The following is a 245-nucleotide window of genomic DNA, read 5'->3' as shown; positions in this document are numbered from 1 at the left end:
ATATTTGAGATGTTTTCCTGTAATAAAAAACACAGTATTATTAATGTAGTATCCGTCTAAATCTAAAGCAAAATTTGGATGATCAGTTAACTCAATCCAAATAATTTTTTGTTTAGAAAAATCGTCCCAATAACTTATGCTATCTTGCGTCTCAAACCACTTATTATTCGTTTTTTTACGAGAACCGTTCTCTCCAGCTTGCTTCAATCTATCGTATCCATAGGATAATAAATGTTCTTTGACTG

The 245-nt window shown here is 30.6% G+C and carries 1 pseudogene; it reads right to left on the bottom strand.

Annotated elements, in window-relative coordinates:
• A pseudogene (locus E4T88_RS18200) lies at window positions 1-245 on the bottom strand (TaqI-like C-terminal specificity domain-containing protein); the annotation flags it as partial.

Source organism: Dysgonomonas mossii, from assembly GCF_004569505.1.
Taxonomy (GTDB): domain Bacteria; phylum Bacteroidota; class Bacteroidia; order Bacteroidales; family Dysgonomonadaceae; genus Dysgonomonas.
Note: the sequence above shows the minus strand (reverse complement) of the source record. Positions and strands in the feature narration are given on the sequence as shown.